We start from the raw sequence: 16,826 nt of genomic DNA on the forward strand, positions 1-16,826 counted from the left end.
TGGCATTGATGATGGTCGAGGAGTATAATTTACGGAGTTCTTGACGGTCATCTGAATGTTCAACCTCGCACGTTCATGTCTCCTTGCAGCTCTCGCAGTGCTCTGTCTCGGCGGAGAGCTGGTTCATGCGCAAGTCGCGCCGCTGAGATATTGGATCCCCGGCGGGCCTTTCGGCCTCGGCGGAGGCGCCGGTCAGAGCTCTGATATCTACGGCAACTTCCCGAGCTTCAACGCCGGCGATGCGGCTTGGCGTACCAGCTATGCGAACGGTTTCTTCGTCGGCAGCGAACGCGGCAATTTGGGTTGGAGCGGCTTCAATCAACCCGGTTCGGCCGGCAATTTCAGCGCGCTGTCCTATGACAGCACGCAGTTCGGCTACAACACGAAGACGGCTGGCGGCATGCCCGTCACGTTCTTCGCCGGCTTCGACACGCTGAAATACGGCAACGGCGTCGGCAGCTCGCTGGCACCGCTCACCTCCAGCGCCGGGCCCGGCTATGGCGGGTTTGCGGGTGTCGAATTCAAGCCGACCTCCAATCTCAGCCTGTCGTTCGGCGTCGGCTACACCCAGCAGGATTCGGGCCGCATGGACAGCGACATCAGATCGAACATGCTGCCCGGCGAATCGCCGGCGCTGAGCGGCCTTCGGCGTTAGGATTGCATCACCAGCTCCGGCGGACGCCGCAGCGATTTCGGCAGGCTCGGGCCGGTTCCGAAGCGCATCACGATGTCGGGGCGCCGTTCGCCGAGTCCGAGCCAGGTCGCAAATTGCGGCCTCAGTGCTGCAACCTCGATTGGCTGGTTGACGAAGGAATATTTCAGTCCCAGCGCGGTCGCCTGCAACCCGAAGCGCTGACAGGCGCGGCCGACCGCGATCCAATGCGACTTGTCGCTGCGATCGGCAGCGAGCACGATGACGCCCGCAGAGCTGTCGAGCTGTTCGCGGTATTTCTTGTTTTCCCCGCTCTCGGTGAAGAACAGCTTCAGAAGCGGCCGCGCCACCCATGAAGGCAGCGAAGGATTTCCCGACGCGGGCGCGAACAACCCGTCCATGGTCGCGAGTGCCTCCGCCTCGTTGAAGCGGATCGAGCTGACGAGCTCGCGCATGAAGGCCGTGTCGCGCATTTGCGCCGAGTTGCCTTCGAGCACGTAGTCGGTGACTTTTGCGATGCCCGCACGCTCGGTGATCAGGATCGCCGCGACGTCGGGTTGGCGGCAGGCGTTCTCGAGCTGGTGCAAGATCTCGGGCGCGGCAGGCTTGCCGGCGAAGGCGGCACGGGTGCATTGCCTGACGGGAATTGCGTCGGCCAGTGCCGATGCCGCAGGAGGGGCCTCATCGAGCGTGATCACGATGCGATCGCCGTCGACGACCGGATCGGCGTGCCAGCCCAGCGTGGACGCGGCGAGGATGAGGTTTTCGGCGGCACAGCCGAGACTGACGAAGAGGTGATGATCGTCCGGATCGACGGCCGGACAGCGGCGCGTGAAGTCCGGCGCAATCGCGATGACATTGCCGCGAACCGAGAAGATCCATGGCTGGGTGTTGTGGCTGTTGGCCGCGAGGGTAGCAAAGCGCACGAGCTCGCGATCCCTCGGCACGGCTTGCAGCGGAGCCCGTGACGTATTTGCCGCCTCGTCATAGGTCATGGCCGCAGCTACAGCTGGGCCGCCGATCGCTGCCGTAGAAAGGCCGAGCGCTGCCGCGATGAATTGGCGTCGGTCAACCACGAACGTCCGCTCCACGTTGAATTGCACAGGACGCTTTTAGCGCCAGCGAACGACGGAGCAATTGACGGGCATCAAGGTTGGAGGACCCTCGCTCGGTTGTGAGCTCGCGGCCTACCGCGCGAACTTCGCGACCAGCTCCACATGCGGCGTGTGGCGGAATTGATCGACCGGAACCACCGCCTCCAGCCGATAGCCGCCGTCGATCAGCAGCCGCGCGTCGCGGGCAAAGGTTGCGGCGTTGCAGGACACCGCGACCACGACGGGCACCTTGCTCGCGGCGAGCTTCAACGCCTGCGCCTGGGCGCCCTGGCGCGGCGGGTCGAACACCACGGCGTCGAAGTCGCGCAGCTCCTGCGGCACCAGGGGGCGGCGGAACAGATCGCGCGGCTCGCACCTGATCGGCTTCAGGCCCGGTGTGCGCGCGGCTTTCACGAGGGCTGCGACGGCGCTGGCGTCGCTGTCGTAAGCAGTGACGCGGGCCTTCTCCGCGAGCCGCAGAGCGAACGGGCCGACGCCGCAGAAGAGGTCGAGAACCTCCTTGGCCTTGTCGATGCGCTCGGCGACGAGTGCCGCAAGCGTCTCCTCGCCCGCCACCGTCGCCTGCAGGAACGAGCCTGGCGGCAGCGTCACCTCGGCGCGGCCCATCTTCACCGTCGGTGGCAGGCGTTGCAGCACCAGCTCGCCGTGCCGGGTCAGCCGTGCCAGGCGATGCTGCTCGGCGACGCGCGACAGCGCCGTGACCAGCTGCGTCGGCAGCGGGCCGGAGCCGCGCACGTCGACATCGAGGCCGTTGGCGGTGGCGGTGACCTGGATATCGAGCGGCTTCGTCACCGGCATCCTGGATGTCAGCGGCTCGGCCAGCGCCCAGGCGGCATCAAGCGCGCTGGCGAGTGCGGGATCGAGGATGGGGCAGCGATGAATCGGAATGACGTCATGCGAGCTCGTCGCGGAGAAGCCGACCTTGAGGATGTCGTGCGTGCCGAACCGGCCATGCAGCGTGATGCGCCGGCGCCCGGCGCCGTGGGCATCGACCAGCGGCGCCACCTCGCAATTGACGCCGGCCTGCGCCAGCGTTTCCACCACGATATTGCGTTTCCAGGCGCTATACGGCTCGGCCGCCCAATGCTGGATGGCGCAGCCGCCACAGACGCCGAAATGCGGACAGAATGGCTCGACGCGTTCGGGACTTGCGACCTCCACCGCGAGCAGCTTGCGGCGGTCGGGATGGTGGCCCACGACGTGATCGACCTCGACGGTCTCGCCGCCGAGCGTGTAGGGCACATAGATTGCTTCGCCGGCGTCGAGGCAGACGCCGTCACCGCGATGGCCGACATGATCGATGGTCAGTCGCTCAACCACGGCGCGCGCCCAGGAAGAATTCGAGATTGCCGTCGCCGCCCGTGATCGGCGAGGGGAACACCTCGATGTCGGTGCAGCCGAGCGAAGCGGCAAAGGCCGCGATGTCGTCGCAGATCTCCTGGTGCACGGCGGCGTTGCGGATGATGCCCTTCTTGTTGTGCTTCCGGTCCGCCTCGAATTGCGGCTTGATCAGTGCCAGCAGGCTCATCGGCGCGGCCGCTAGCGACAGCGCCACGGGCAGCACCGCCTTCAGCGAGATGAAGCTGACGTCGATGACGACGACATCGGGCCGCGCCGGCAGGCGCTTGCCCTCATAACTGCGGATGTCGGTCTCCTCCATCGACACGATCTTCGGGTGATCGCGCAGCGAGGGATGCAGCTGGCTGCTGCCGACGTCGATTGCGAACACCAGGCTGGCGCCGTTCGCCAGCAGCACCTCGGTGAAGCCGCCGGTGGAGGCGCCGACATCGAGGCAGACATGGTCCTCGACATCAATCGGGTAGCGCTCCAGCGCCCCGGCGAGCTTGACCCCGCCGCGGGAGACGTAGGGGTGCGCGGGCTCGGCCTGGATCACCGCGTCCTCAGCGATCGTCTCCGACGGTTTCGAGACCTGCTTGTCGTCGGCCGTGACGAGCCCGGCTTCGATGGCCGCGCGTGCCCGCGCCCGGCTCTCGAACAGGCCGCGCTCGACCAGCAATACATCCGCGCGCTTGCGGGGAGGGGGCATCGGATCTCCGGGGCGATGAAAGGCTAATGTAGCGATCAATCACGCGGCCGCCATCCGGACGCAAGCCGCGAACGCGGCCAGATCGTGCCGGACATCGATGGACGTCGTGGCCGGCGTCACCGGCGGGCAGCTGACTCGGTCGACATTTTATGAAGGGAATGGCGAAAAATTGGGATCGTGATGTGAGCCACAGCGCATGCTCTGCTCCCTCCCCCGCTTGCGGGAGAGGGCCGGGAGAGGGTTGTCGCCGCACGGAAGCTTCCCCTCGAGGAGAAAGCCCTCACCCGACGCTGCGCGTCGACCTCTCCCGCACGCGGGAGAGGTGAAACCATCAAGCCAGCTTGACCGTCTCGGCCTTCACATCCTTGCCGAGCGCTTCGAACACCTTGGCGACGATGCCCTTGGCGTCGAGGCCGGCGCGGCCGTACATCGCGGCCGGCGTGTCGTGGTCCTGGAACACGTCGGGCAGCACCATCGAGCGGAACTTGACCATGCCGGTGTCGAGCACGCCCTGGTCGGTCAGGAATTGCGCGACATGCGAGCCGAAGCCGCCGACCGAGCCTTCCTCGATCGTGATCAGGATCTCATGGTCGCGCGCGAGCTTGAGCACCAGCTCGGTATCCAGCGGCTTCATGAAGCGCGCATCGGCGATCGTGGTCGACAGGCCGTGGGCGGCGAGCTCGTCGGCAGCCTTCTCGCATTCGGCGAGGCGCGTGCCGAAGGAGAGCAGCGCGATCTTGCTGCCCTGGCGGATCATGCGGCCCTTGCCGATCTCGAGCGGAATGCCGACTTCGGGCATCTCGATGCCGCGGCCTTCGCCGCGCGGATAGCGCAGCGAGCTCGGGCGATCGTCGATCGCGACCTGGGTCGCCACCATGTGCACGAGCTCGGCCTCGTCCGCTGCCGCCATGATCACCATGTTGGGCAGACAGCCGAGATAGGCGTTGTCGAACGAACCGGCGTGAGTCGCGCCGTCGGCGCCGACGAGGCCGGCGCGGTCGATGGCGAAGCGGACGGGCAGGTTCTGGATCGCGACGTCATGCACGATCTGGTCGTAGCCGCGCTGCAGGAAGGTCGAGTAGATCGCGCAGAACGGCTTGTAGCCTTCGCTGGCAAGACCGGCGGCGAACGTCACCGCGTGCTGCTCGGCGATACCGACGTCGAAGGTGCGGTCCGGGAACGCCTTGTTGAAGATGTCGACGCCGGTGCCCGACGGCATCGCCGCGGTGATGGCGACGATCTTGTCGTCCTTCTCCGCTTCCTTGACGAGGCTCTGGCCGAACACGTTCTGATAGGCCGGCGCATTCGGCTTGGCCTTGGCCTGGGTGCCCGTCGCGACGTCGAACTTGACGACGGCGTGGTACTTGTCCGCGGAGGCTTCCGCCGGGCCGTAGCCCTTGCCCTTCTGCGTCACGACGTGGACCAGGATCGGGCCGGTCTCCATGTCGCGGACGTTCTTCAGCACCGGCAGGAGATGGTCGAGATTGTGGCCGTCGATCGGGCCGACATAATAGAAGCCGAGCTCCTCGAACAGCGTGCCGCCGTCCATCATGAAGCCGCGGGAATATTCCTCGACGCGATTGGCGCGGTTGGCGAGGATCTTGGGCAGGCGCTTGTTGATCTGCTTGGCCGCATCGCGCAGCGTGCGATAGGTCTTGCCCGAGTAGAGGCGCGACAGATAGGCGCTCATGGCGCCGACCGGCGGCGCGATCGACATGTCGTTGTCGTTGAGGATGACGATCAGGCGCGAGTTCATCGCACCCGCATTGTTCATGGCCTCGTAGGCCATGCCGGCCGACATCGCGCCGTCACCGATCACGGCGATAACGTTGTTCTTGCCGCCGGAGAGGTCGCGTGCCACCGCCATGCCGAGGCCGGCGGAGATCGAGGTCGACGAATGCGCCGCGCCGAACGGATCGTAGTCGCTCTCGCTGCGTTTGGTGAAGCCGGACAGGCCGCCGCCAGTGCGCAGCGTGCGGATGCGGTCGCGCCGGCCGGTGAGGATCTTGTGCGGATAGGCCTGATGGCCGACGTCCCAGATCAGCCGGTCGCGCGGCGTGTCAAAGACGTAGTGGATCGCGGTGGTGAGCTCGACCACGCCGAGGCCCGCGCCGAAGTGACCGCCGGTCACCGAGACGGCATCGATGGTCTCCTGCCGCAGCTCGTCGGCGACCTGGCGAACCTGCTCGACCTTGAGCTTGCGCAGGTCTTCCGGCGTCCGGATGGTGTCGAGAAGCGGCGTCTTACTGTATGCGTTCACGGCGATTTCCAATTTGTCAGCGCCGGAAGGTCATTCCGGTGCGCGATGGGTTTGCACAATATCGGCGCAGCGCGAGTCCTCAAACCGTCGGAGCCACCTGCACGGGGCAAGGCCCCGTCTTCAAGCTTAGGTAAGCTTAAGTGCGCTCCGGTTCAGTCTCTGTGATCCCTGTCACTTAGATCGGCTTCGTCCGTCCCAAGCCAATTTCATTAGCAGTTTGAAGCACTTGTCGTCGGTAATCGGTGCCCACGCAAGGCTTGCAAAAAGCCACACTCCGCGCAGCTTTACACCAAAGCTTGGGCCAAAGCCAACCCGCCGGACCGATTAGGGGTATGCAGGTGCAACTGGCGGGCCAGAGTGGTTAACCTTGGCCCGGGATAAGGGGTTCCGGCCTTGCTCGGTTCCTGGCGGGCTTTTTGCCCGAATGAGAGCTTTTTCGCGCCCTCGGCGGCCGATTCTGGAACGGGGACGGAATCGATCCGCCGGCACGGAACCGCGATGGTTCACGGAACAGCACCGTGTGATCCTGAAAAGGATGCGGCCACACTCCCCGTGAAAACGTTCTGCGGCCCTGCGTCTCGCGCGGCCCTGGGTGGTCAGGAGACTGAGCGGAAAAGTCTCGGCTTCATTCTCTACTGGACGTCGAGCGGAGCAGTGCCGGTGGCCTGGCCGCTGGCATCGGTGGTGATCTTGTCGACGCGGGCCTCGGCCTGGCGCAACAGTTCCTCGCAGCGGCGCTTCAGGGCCTCGCCACGCTCGTAGATCGTCACGGATTCCTCGAGCGGCACCTTGCCGTCCTCGAGCCGCTTCACGATCGTTTCGAGTTCCTCGATCGCGCGCTCGAAGGTGAGCCTGGAGACGTCGACTTGAGTATTTTCGGCCATATCCGTTTCCGATTGCCCGATTCGCTTTCACCTTGGAGAAAGCAGAGTTTTGCGGGCGCAATGTGGCGGGTGCGTCAAGCGCCCATCAGGGCGCCGACATGCGCCGTAACAGATTCTTTCAGTCCTTGCAGGTCATAGCCGCCCTCGAGCACCGAAACAATGCGGCCTCCGGCGGTCTTGTCGGCGAGATCCATCAGCTTGCGCGTCACCCAGGCATAGTCCTCGGCGCGCAGGTTCAGCGAAGCCAAGGGATCGCGATAATGCGCGTCGAAGCCGGCGGAGACGATCAGGAACTCGGGGCTGAATTTTTCGAGCTGCGGCAGGATCAGATTCTCGAACGCGGAGCGGAATTCCGGGCCGCCGTCCTCGGAGGCGAGCGGCGCATTGACGATGGTGTCGTGATCGCCGCGCTCGCTCTTCGCGCCGGTGCCTGGAAACAGCGGCATCTGGTGCGTCGAGCAGTACATCACGGTCGGGTCCGACCAGAAGATGTCCTGCGTGCCGTTGCCGTGATGCACGTCGAAATCGACGATGGCCGCGCGCTTGATGCCGTATTTGCGCTGGGCGTGGCGCGCGGCGATCGCGACATTGTCGAAGAAGCAGAAGCCCATCGGCTTGCCGATCTCGGCGTGATGGCCGGGCGGGCGGACCGCAACGAAGGCGTTGCGGTGCTCGCCCGTCATCACCGCTTCGGTCGCCGCAACCGCGCCGCCGACGCCGCGCATCACCGCTTCCCACGTGCCCGGGGACATCGAGGTGTCGCCGTCGATATAGACCTGCCCGCTGGTCGGCGCGATGTGGCGCAGCTCGGTGACGTAATGCTCGTTGTGGCAGAGCGTGACGAGGTCGAGATCGCCCTCCGGCGCCTCCTCGCGCGCCAGGAACTGGAAGCGCTCATGCGACAAAGCTTCTTCCACCGCGCGCAGACGATCCGGCCTCTCAGGGTGTCCCGGCGGCGTGACATGGTCGAGGCAGGCCTTATGGGAAAGGAGAAGCGTGCTCATCAGGTCGGCCTCATGGAAAACGGCTCTTGACGTCGCTTGGCGCATCCGGCGCCAAAACGCAATGCAAAACCCAATCTAGGCATTTGGGCGGCAATGGCAAAGGGTCGTCCCGATCTGGCCGTTTGATCCGGATCAATTCACGCGCAGGATGCGGCTCGGCGGCAGCGGACCGATCGGTCCGTGTGCCCGGAAGAACGCGAACAGCGCGTCCGCATCGTAGCCGCCATATTGCGGCGCCGTGCCCTGTTTGGCGACGGTAAACCCGTCTCCGCCGACGGCGAGGTAATCGTTGAGCGTGACGCGGTAGCCGCTTCCAGGTTCGATCGGCCTGCCGTTGAGCGTCATCTTCTCGAGGCTGACGCGCTCGCCGAATGGCTTCGATGCGTCCCAAGTATAGCTGAACCCGTTCGACACCTGGAGAATCCGTGGCCGCTTCGGGTCCAGCCATTGCTGCTCGAGCATGTCCTTGAGCTGGCTGCCCGTCAGCGTCATGGTGACGAGGCGGTTGCGGAACGGCTGGCTGGCGAAGACATCGCCGAACGTGATCGCGCCATTCTCCTTCGGAACGATGTCGGTGCGGATGCCGCCGGGATTGGTGAGCGCGATGACAGCGCTGCCATCCTTCGCATCGCGGGTTGCGAGCAATTGCGCGTCGGCAATGATATCGCCAAGCGCGCTTTCGCCGGCCTCGTTCGGCACGCGCGACAGCGTCTGCGTCACCGAACCGGCCGGCCGGTTGGCGATCGGCGCAGAGAGCTTGTCGTAGGCGTCGATCAGAGCGGTCTGCTCGGGATCCTTGGCCAGCGAAGCATTGGCGACGATGACATTCTCGGCCTTGGCGCTGACGATGTCGCGCGTTGCGGGATCGAGCTTGAGATCGATCGCGGTGACCAGCGTGCCGTATTTGTCGCCGCTGGTGACGAGCCGCCCGTCGATATCGCAGACATAGGCGCGGTGGGTGTGGCCGCTGACGACGACGTCGACGGCACGGTCGAATTTCTTGACGATGTCGACGATCGGCCCCGTGATGGCGGGGCATTCATTGTAGTCGCCGGCGGGCTCGCCGCCCTGGTGGATCAACACCACGATCGCTTCGACGCCGCGCGCTTTCAGCGGCGGCACCAGCGCGTTCACCGTCTCGGCCTCGTCGCGGAATTCGAGCCCGGCAATGCCCGCTGGCGAGACGATGCCCGCGGTCTCCTTCAAGGTCAGCCCGATGAAGGCGACGGGGATGCCGTCGAATTCCCGGATCTCGTAGGGCGGCAGCACGCTCTTGCCGGTCGCGGTCTCGACGGTGGACGCCGCGAGGTAACGGAATTTGGCGCCCGTGAAGGGGTGCGGTCCCTGGCAGCCGTCGACCGGATGGCAGCCGCCGCTCTGCATGCGCAAGAGCTCGGTCTTGCCCTCGTCGAATTCGTGATTGCCGACCGAGCTGATCGCAAGGCCCATCGTCGAGAGCGACTCGATCGAGGGCTCGTCGTGGAACATCGCCGACAGGAACGGGCTCGCGCCGATCAGATCGCCGGCCGCGACGAAGATGGTGTTCCTGCGCCCCTCGCGCAGCTGCTTCACCAGCGTCGCCATGTATTCGGCACCGCCGGCCGCCACCATCACCTTCTTGGTCTTGTCTTCAGGGTCACTGATGCGGATGCCGCCCGGCGGCGGCCGCAGATGGCCGTGAAAATCGTTGATCGCGAGGACGCGCAGCTCGACGGGGGCGGCAGTCTGGGCAGAGGCGGGAAGGGCGCAGGTCAGCGCGAGTGCGGCAAGGATGGATCGGTATTGCATGGAACCGAGACTAGTCGTTCCGCGCGAAGATTTCACGATGCTTTGTCGTGAACGTGCCGCGCTTTCTTCCTTCTCCCCTTGTGGGAGTGGGTGGCGCGGACGAAGTCCGCGACGGATGAGGGGTTCTATCCGCGAATAACCATGTGAGAGAGATGCTCGCGGAAACAACCCCTCACCCCCGTCGTCCGGCGGGGTGCGCAGCAGCTTGCGCGAGGTCGCGGCTGCCTCGGCCGGAAGCCGGCAGATCGTTCCGCGACGATGTTGCCATTCGGCATGAGCGCTCCCTGCGCGCGCCGCGATGCTTGTCGCTCGCGAGTGTTGCGAAATATCAGCCGACATCATCTCGCAGGCCTGCCAATGCGCTCGCTCAATCTTTCGGCGCTGAATTCCCGTAAGTTTGATGCATGGCACCCGCGGCCGTCGCGCATCGCAACAGTTAGCTACAATGTTTCATTTGAAAAACCGGTGGTTGTAGTGCACGATCCGGCCCTGTTCCATTTGACGGACTGCTCGATTTGACGATTGCCGCAACCCGTATTGACGAATCCTCGCCGCATTACCGCGGCTGGCGCGTCGTGCTGGCCTGCTTCCTGATGGCCTTCTTCATGTTCGGCTTCGGCCTCTATGGCCAGGGCGTCTATCTCGCCGAGCTCCAGCGTGCCCATGGCTGGCCGGGCACGCTGGTTTCCGCGGCCAGCACCTTCTCGTTTCTCCTGACCTCCGTGCTCGTCATCTTCACCGACGATCTGCTCGGGCGCATCGGGCTGCGCTCGCTGATCCTGTGCGGCCTGTCGGCGCTCGGCGCCTCGACCGTGCTGCTGGCGCTGATGCAGACGCCCTGGCAGCTTTATCTCGCTTATGCGCTGATGTCGGTCGGCTGGACCGGGATGGGGACGGTTGTGATCGCGACCGTGCTGAATTCCTGGTTCGAGCGTCGGCGCGGGCTCGCGCTCAGCCTCGCCTTCAACGGCGCGACCTGCGGCGGCATCATCCTCGTCCCGCTGCTGCTGTCGCTGACCGGCAGCATCGGCTTCCGTTCCGCGATGCTGGCGGCCACGGTCGCGATGATGGTGCTGGTGCTGCCTGTCGTCGTGATCTTCATCGGCTGGCCTGCCGGGATGTCGCGGGCATCGGGCGGACGTTCCTCCGGCTTCGCCGCGCCGGTTCACTCGCGCAAGGCGCTGCTCGCCAACGCGGCATTCTGGACCATGGTGCTCCCGATAGCGGTGGCGCTGCTGGCGCAGATGGGATTCATCATCCACCAGGTGAGCTTTCTCGAGCCGCTGATCGGGCGCGCCAGTGCCGGCCTTGCCGTGACCATCATGGCGGTGATGGCGATGGTCGGCCGCCTCTCGCTCGGCCTGTTCGTCGACCGGCTCGATCCGCGTCTCGCCTGCGCGGTGTCGATGACGAGCCAGGCGGCGGCGCTGCTCGTTCTCCTGCAGAGCACGAGCCCGACGATGCTGCTGCTGTGCTGTGCCGTTTACGGCTTCTCGATCGGCAACATGATCACGTTCCCGCCCTTGATCATCCAGCGCGAGATCGGCGCCAGCGCCTTCGCCGCCGCGATGGGTTTGGGCACCTCGATCAGCGGCATCGTCAGCGCCTTCGGCCCGGGCATCGTCGGTGTCGTGCGGAGCGTTACGGGCAATTACACGACGGCGTTCGCGCTGTGCATGGTGCTCGATCTCGCCGCGGCGGGCGTGGTCCTGTGGCGGCCGGGGAGAAGGGCCGAGGTCGCAGCTTCGTAGCTTGAACTGGGTTGCCTCTCGTGCCCCGGACGCAGCGCAGCGCTACTTCAGCGGTGCGCTGCAGAGCCGGGGCCCATGTCGCCGCGATCTCTTCCTTGGCGTGGGTCCCGGCTCTGCGCAGCAACGCGACGCGTTGCAGCGCGTCCGGGACACGTGAAGCAGCCTACCCCAGCAAGACCGCGTCCGCCGCCGCCACCGACTCCGCGCTCTCCGTCACGGTGCGCTCGAGCGCGCCGGCCTGCACACTGATGTTCTCGGCGAAGAAACGCGCGAGCGAGACATAGCGCACGGCATCCGTATTGCCGTCGGCCTTTGCGGCGAGCGCCTCGGAGGCGAGCAGGCAGCCGCCAAGCGTCGCGCCGAACTGCTGCAGATACGGCGTCGCACCGGCAAGCGCCTCGTTGGGCGCGGACGTAACGCGCTCCAGCAGCCATTTGCTGGTGCGCGCCAACGCGTCGAGCGCTTCACGCAATTTCACGCCCGCGGTGCCGAAGGCGGGGTCGTTGGAGGCCTCCACTTGGCTGACGGTTGCCGAGAGCTCGTCGAGCAGCGCCCACACCGACGCGCCGCCATTGGCCGCGAGCTTGCGCATGACGAGATCGATCGCCTGGATGCCGTTGGTGCCCTCGTAGATCGCGGTGATGCGGGCATCGCGGTAGTGCTGGGCCGCGCCGGTCTCTTCGATGAAGCCCATGCCGCCATGCACCTGCACGCCGAGATAGGCGACCTCGTTGCCGATATCGGTGGAATAGGCCTTGGCCATCGGCGTGAGCAGCGCCGCGCGTGCTGCCGCATCAGTGCGCACCTTCGCGTCCTTGGCGCGCGTCGAGACGTCGATCGCGACGGCGGTCGCATAGCAGATGGTGCGCGCGGCCGCGGTCTGCGCCCGCATCCGCATCAGCATGCGCTTGACGTCGGGATGCACGAAGATCGCATCCGAGCCGTCGTCCGTCTTGCCGACGGCGCGGCCCTGCTTCCGCTCCTGGGCGTAGGACAGCGCCTGCTGGTAGGCCCGGTCGGCAACGCCGACGCCCTCCAGGCCGACGCCGAGGCGGGCCTGGTTCATCATCGTGAACATGCAGCGCATGCCCTGGTTCTCTTCGCCGATCAAAAAGCCGATCGCGCCGCCATGATCGCCCATGGTCATGGTGCAGGTCGGCGAAGCATGCATGCCGAGCTTGTGCTCGACGCCGGAGGCGAAGATGTCGTTGCGCTGCCCCAGCGAGCCGTCCGCATTGACCATGAACTTGGGAACGAGGAACAGCGAGATGCCCTTGGTGCCGGCGGGCGCATCCGGCAGGCGCGCCAGCACGAAATGCACGATGTTGTCGGTCATGTCGTGCTCGCCATAGGTGATGAAGATCTTCGTCCCCTTGATGCGATAGGTGCCGTCGGCCTGCTTTTCGGCGCGGGTGCGCAGCGCGCCGACGTCGGAGCCGGCCTGCGGCTCGGTCAGCTGCATCGTGCCGGTCCATTCGCCGGAGACCAGCTTTTCGAGATAGATCTTCTTCAGCTCGTCGCTGCCATGCGCATCCAGCGCCTCCATCGCCGAGGCCGTCAGCAGCGGGCAGAGGCCGAAGGCGACGTTGGCGGCGCTCCAGATCTCGCTGCAGGCGGCGTTGATCGCGAGCGGCAGGCCCTGGCCGCCGAAATCTTCGGGGCCCGACACCGCGTTCCAGCCGCCCTCGGTCCAGCGCTTGTAGGCGTCAGGCCAGCCCGGTGCGGTCGTGACCTTGCCGCCCTCGAGCTTGATGCCGTGCTCGTCGCCGACCTTGTTGAGCGGCGCCAGGACGTCCGAAGCGAACTTGCCGGCTTCCTCCAGCACGGCGGCCGCGAGGTCGGCGTCGAAATCGCCATAATGACCGGCTTCCACGGCGGCCTTGAGGCCCGCGCCATGGTTGAGCGACAGCAGCATGTCAGAAATCGGCGCGCGGTAGGTCATGGCTCACTCCCCGAAAACAGATATTGGCGCCGTATTCCCATGAAACGGGGGCGGTCTCAACTGGGGGGACGCCGGATTGTCTGGCCGGAACGGGGAGGGCCGATGGGGCCCGGAATAGAGTGTCGGCCGCCGGGCCCTTTTTGCCCCTCCAGGCGGTTGAAATGCCGCGCCGCTCCCTATAGACCGGCTGCGACCGACGGGAATCTGCGGGTGCCGGTTCTACCCCGTTCCGTTCGTCGCCTGTTGGGGCGTAGCCAAGCGGTAAGGCAGCGGATTTTGATTCCGCCATTCGGAGGTTCGATCCCTCCCGCCCCAGCCAGAAAACACCTAACCTACTGCGAAGAATGATCGGTATGATCATGTCCGATCGCTCTCGTCGCCAGACCGAGCCCGGAACAGCAGACGCACGATGCGGGTCGGTGACTTCGCGATTTGCTGAAGCATCGAGTTCGACTTGATGCGGACAAGAGCAGCTGCCTCTCAATCAGCGGGTCCCAGGTTCGAGCCTGGTGTGCCCACCATATAAATCAAGACCTTGGCGAGAGAAGCCGTTTGAGAGAACCGAACCAAAGCGGTTTTTCAAACGGTATTTTTTGGCAGCCGGCGGGCCATCTACGCCCAACAATGTGATTGGCAGAGTCGAGCCACAACGTGCCTCGAACGGCGGCTTCTTGCTTGTTTGAAATCGTTGCCTGTCATCCTTCGGATTGCCAACCGGCGGTCTCGGAAAGGGCGCGCGCATGCGTGATCAGCGCTGTCGCCGTCGGCCCTTTCAGGTCATCATCGAGAATGCCGATGGGCCCCATCATCGTGATGGCTGCGATCATGAATCCGGCCTGGTCGAAGATCGGTGCGGATAGGGAGGTGAAGTTTGGCAGAAGAGCATCACGACAGCGGCTGATGCCGTCGCGCCGGATCGTGTTCATCATCTCCTCCACCTCGGCCTTGGTGGTCGGCGCATCGTCCACCCGTGTCTCGCGCGAGAGCTCCTCCCTGAGCTCCTGATCCAGCATCCCGCCCGTCAGCGAGCGCGGCAGATGTGCGAGGAAATTTCGCCCCAACGCGGATCGCAGCAGGCTGAGGACGCTTCCGACACGCAGCTCGATGATGGGGCGGCTCGCTCCGCCCTCGACGCGGTAGATGATGGTCGGACCACGATTGCCCCAGACGCCCAGAAACACCGTGTGGCCGATCGTCGTCGCGAGCTCGGTCATGGCGGGCCGCGCCACAGCGAAGACGTCGAATTGCTCGATGGCGGCCATGCCGAGCTTCAACGCGTAGGGGCCGAGGGCATAGCAACCCGTGTCCGTTTCCTGCCGGACGATGCCGACCGCCTGAAAGCTAACGAGATAATAGTGGACGTTGGCCGCGGACATTCCGGTGTTGGCGGCGATCATCTTCAGCGGCACGGGCCGCATTTCGGTTCTGAGGTAGTCGAGGATCTTGAAGCCGATCTCGATCGACTGAATGCCGCGCCGACCGCTCCGTTGGGCCGTGGTGATTTTGCCGGGTTTGGCTCCTGGTGCGGATGCGCCCGCCGGATCCGGCGGGCGGGGGCGGCGCGGCTTCTTCACTGAAAATCCTTATAGATCAGAGTGTTATGGCGGGTTTCGTTCTGGCGCATTATTGGGCGCGTCGCGCCGGATATTCAAGCTTGCTGTATTTGACGACATCATATGTATATGACTAAATAAAATTGCCTGAAGCGGGGCTGGGTTTGGCCGCGGGCGCAAACAGGGGAATGACGATGGATGCAAGAGCGACGGCGCTGCCGGCCGAACAGAATCTGACGCGCAGCGAGGAGCGGCAGGTCGTCCTTGCCTCGACCCTCGGCACCATGTTCGAGTGGTACGACTTCTTCATCTACGGCTCGCTGGCCGTCTTCATGAGTTCGGTGCTGTTTCCGCCGGACAACCCGACCGCTGCCGTGCTTGCCTCGCTCGGTGCTCTCGCTGCCGGTTTCGTGATCCGGCCGATCGGCGCCGTGGTTTTCGGTCGCATCGGTGATCTGGTCGGTCGAAAATATACCTTTCTCATCACCATCGTGATGATGGGAGGCGGTACGGCGTTGATCGGCTTCCTGCCCACTTACGCCAGTGTGGGTCATGCTGCGTGGATCTCGCTGGTCATGCTGCGATTGATCCAGGGCCTCGCGGTCGGCGGCGAATATGGCGGTGCCGTCGTCTACGTTGCAGAACACTCGCGTCCTGACCGGCGCGGGCTTCTGACCGGCTGGATCCAGATCACTTCGTCGATCGGACTGGCGCTCTCCATCGCGGTCATCATCGGGACGCAGAGCGTCATGAGCGAGGCCGATTTCAGGGCTTGGGGATGGCGCGCTCCCTTCATTATCTCGATTGCGATGCTGGCGTTCTCGATCTACGTCCGAGTCAGGCTGCATGAATCGCCTGTCTTTACGCGTCTCAAGGCGGAGCGTCGCCTGTCCAAGAGTCCGGTGAGAGACACCTTCGCCCGGTGGTCCAGCCTTCGCCTGGTGCTGATCGCGCTGTTCGGTGTGACGGCGGGCATGGGGTCCACCTACTTCACCGGCCAGTTCTACGTGATGATCTTCATGCAGCAGATCGCAAGGATCGACCTGCAAACATCTTATACCCTGATGGCCATCGGCCTCGTCATCGGTGCTCCGGCATTCATTTTCTTCGGCTGGCTGTCCGACCGGGTCGGGCGCAAATGGCTGATGATGACGGGGCTCGTGCTTTCGGCGCTGTGCTACCGGCCGATGTTTTCATCGCTTCTGGAGGCTGGGAATCCGCAGCTCGTCGCCGCGACCCGCACTGCACCGGTGACGGTACACGCCGACACCTCCAGCGAAGCATGCCGGTTCGGCCTTGCGGCTGCGCTGCTGAGCTCGCACGGCGATCACAGCAAGCCTTGCGTCCAAGCCAAGAAGCTGCTGATCGGAAGCGGCATCAACTTCAGCTATGCCGCTCCGCTCGACGGCCAGGCCGTATCCATGACGGTCAATGGCAGAACGATTCCCGGATACGATGCGGCGGCCTACCGCAAGGCCGTGTCCGAGGCGGGGTACCCCGCCAAGGCCGATCCCGCAAAGGTGTCGTCGGCCTACATCGTTCTTCTGCTGGTCGTCATGACCGTCATCGTCGCGATGGTCTATGGGCCGGTGGCATCGTTCCTGGTCGAGGTGTTCCCGGCGAACATCCGATACACGGCGCTTTCGTTTCCATACCACATCGGCGCCGGCATCTTCGGTGGCTTCCTGCCCTTCTTTGCAACCTATCTTTCGCTCGCGGTCGGCGACGTGTTTGCGGGGCTCTGGTATCCGGTCGTCATCTGCACGGTCGTGGCTGTGATCGGATCGATCATGCTGCCGAACAGGCCGAGGCTCGAGACTGATCACTGAG

At 64.8% G+C, this 16,826-nt stretch carries 12 protein-coding genes, 1 tRNA gene and 1 pseudogene; 4 read left to right on the forward strand and 10 right to left on the reverse strand.

The features are described 5' to 3' along the window. Nucleotides 1–55 precede the first annotated feature (55 nt). Nucleotides 56–655, forward strand: coding sequence for a hypothetical protein (locus JQ566_RS00375; RefSeq protein ID WP_212367797.1), 600 nt, complete (start codon nucleotides 56–58; stop codon nucleotides 653–655). Here JQ566_RS00375 and JQ566_RS00380 read toward each other — a convergent pair. From JQ566_RS00380 to JQ566_RS00410, 8 genes and pseudogenes are all read right to left on the reverse strand, one after another. Continuing rightward, a complete protein-coding gene (locus JQ566_RS00380) occupies nucleotides 652–1,728 on the reverse strand; it encodes an Acg family FMN-binding oxidoreductase (protein WP_349643292.1) in 1,077 nt (358 codons plus the stop codon). The two genes, JQ566_RS00375 and JQ566_RS00380, sit on opposite strands and share 4 nt — an antisense overlap. Before the next feature lie 111 nt (nucleotides 1,729–1,839). Then, the gene (locus JQ566_RS00385; protein ID WP_212367800.1) at nucleotides 1,840–3,087 is read right to left on the reverse strand and encodes a class I SAM-dependent RNA methyltransferase; all 1,248 of its coding nucleotides are present in this window, start codon (nucleotides 3,085–3,087) and stop codon (nucleotides 1,840–1,842) included. Continuing rightward, a complete protein-coding gene (locus JQ566_RS00390) occupies nucleotides 3,080–3,814 on the reverse strand; it encodes a TlyA family RNA methyltransferase (protein WP_212367802.1) in 735 nt (244 codons plus the stop codon). The genes JQ566_RS00385 and JQ566_RS00390 overlap by 8 nt, the downstream gene beginning before the upstream one ends. Nucleotides 3,815–3,853: 39 nt before the next feature. Then, nucleotides 3,854–3,943 (reverse strand): annotated as a pseudogene (locus JQ566_RS34925) (nucleoside 2-deoxyribosyltransferase); the annotation flags it as partial. A gap of 202 nt (nucleotides 3,944–4,145) precedes the next feature. After that, complete coding sequence (gene dxs, locus JQ566_RS00395; RefSeq protein ID WP_212367806.1) at nucleotides 4,146–6,074, reverse strand: 1-deoxy-D-xylulose-5-phosphate synthase; 1,929 nt, start codon at nucleotides 6,072–6,074, stop codon at nucleotides 4,146–4,148. A 632-nt stretch (nucleotides 6,075–6,706) separates the two neighbouring features. Then, complete coding sequence (locus tag JQ566_RS00400; protein WP_008132970.1) at nucleotides 6,707–6,958, reverse strand: exodeoxyribonuclease VII small subunit; 252 nt, start codon at nucleotides 6,956–6,958, stop codon at nucleotides 6,707–6,709. Nucleotides 6,959–7,032: 74 nt separating this feature from the next. Then, nucleotides 7,033–7,962 carry a histone deacetylase family protein gene (locus tag JQ566_RS00405; protein WP_212367809.1) on the reverse strand — a complete coding sequence of 310 codons (930 nt, stop codon included), beginning with the start codon at nucleotides 7,960–7,962 and terminating at the stop codon, nucleotides 7,033–7,035. Nucleotides 7,963–8,094: 132 nt separating this feature from the next. Beyond that, the gene (locus tag JQ566_RS00410; RefSeq protein WP_212367812.1) at nucleotides 8,095–9,750 is read right to left on the reverse strand and encodes a bifunctional metallophosphatase/5'-nucleotidase; all 1,656 of its coding nucleotides are present in this window, start codon (nucleotides 9,748–9,750) and stop codon (nucleotides 8,095–8,097) included. Between the two features lie 515 nt (nucleotides 9,751–10,265). Between JQ566_RS00410 and JQ566_RS00415 the strand changes: the two genes are divergently transcribed. Further along, nucleotides 10,266–11,501, forward strand: coding sequence for an MFS transporter (locus JQ566_RS00415; RefSeq protein ID WP_249139147.1), 1,236 nt, complete (start codon nucleotides 10,266–10,268; stop codon nucleotides 11,499–11,501). Nucleotides 11,502–11,664: 163 nt separating this feature from the next. Here JQ566_RS00415 and JQ566_RS00420 read toward each other — a convergent pair whose 3' ends face one another. Next, nucleotides 11,665–13,443: an acyl-CoA dehydrogenase family protein gene (locus JQ566_RS00420; protein ID WP_212367815.1), complete on the reverse strand. Its 1,779-nt coding sequence runs from the start codon at nucleotides 13,441–13,443 to the stop codon at nucleotides 11,665–11,667. A 244-nt stretch (nucleotides 13,444–13,687) separates the two neighbouring features. On the opposite strand from JQ566_RS00420, the gene JQ566_RS00425 reads away from it, so the two are divergent. Continuing rightward, nucleotides 13,688–13,762, forward strand: a tRNA-Gln gene (locus JQ566_RS00425). Between the two features lie 376 nt (nucleotides 13,763–14,138). On the opposite strand, the gene JQ566_RS34930 is transcribed toward JQ566_RS00425, so the two are convergent. Beyond that, nucleotides 14,139–15,017 (reverse strand): IclR family transcriptional regulator, encoded by an 879-nt coding sequence (locus JQ566_RS34930; RefSeq protein WP_212367818.1) that lies wholly within the window; start codon nucleotides 15,015–15,017, stop codon nucleotides 14,139–14,141. Nucleotides 15,018–15,190: 173 nt separating this feature from the next. On the opposite strand from JQ566_RS34930, the gene JQ566_RS00435 reads away from it, so the two are divergent. Then, the gene (locus JQ566_RS00435) at nucleotides 15,191–16,825 is read left to right on the forward strand and encodes an MFS transporter (RefSeq protein ID WP_249139148.1); all 1,635 of its coding nucleotides are present in this window, start codon (nucleotides 15,191–15,193) and stop codon (nucleotides 16,823–16,825) included. Nucleotide 16,826 lies beyond the last annotated feature (1 nt).

This window comes from Bradyrhizobium sp. SZCCT0231, from assembly GCF_018130245.1.
Lineage (GTDB): Bacteria > Pseudomonadota > Alphaproteobacteria > Rhizobiales > Xanthobacteraceae > Bradyrhizobium > Bradyrhizobium japonicum_F.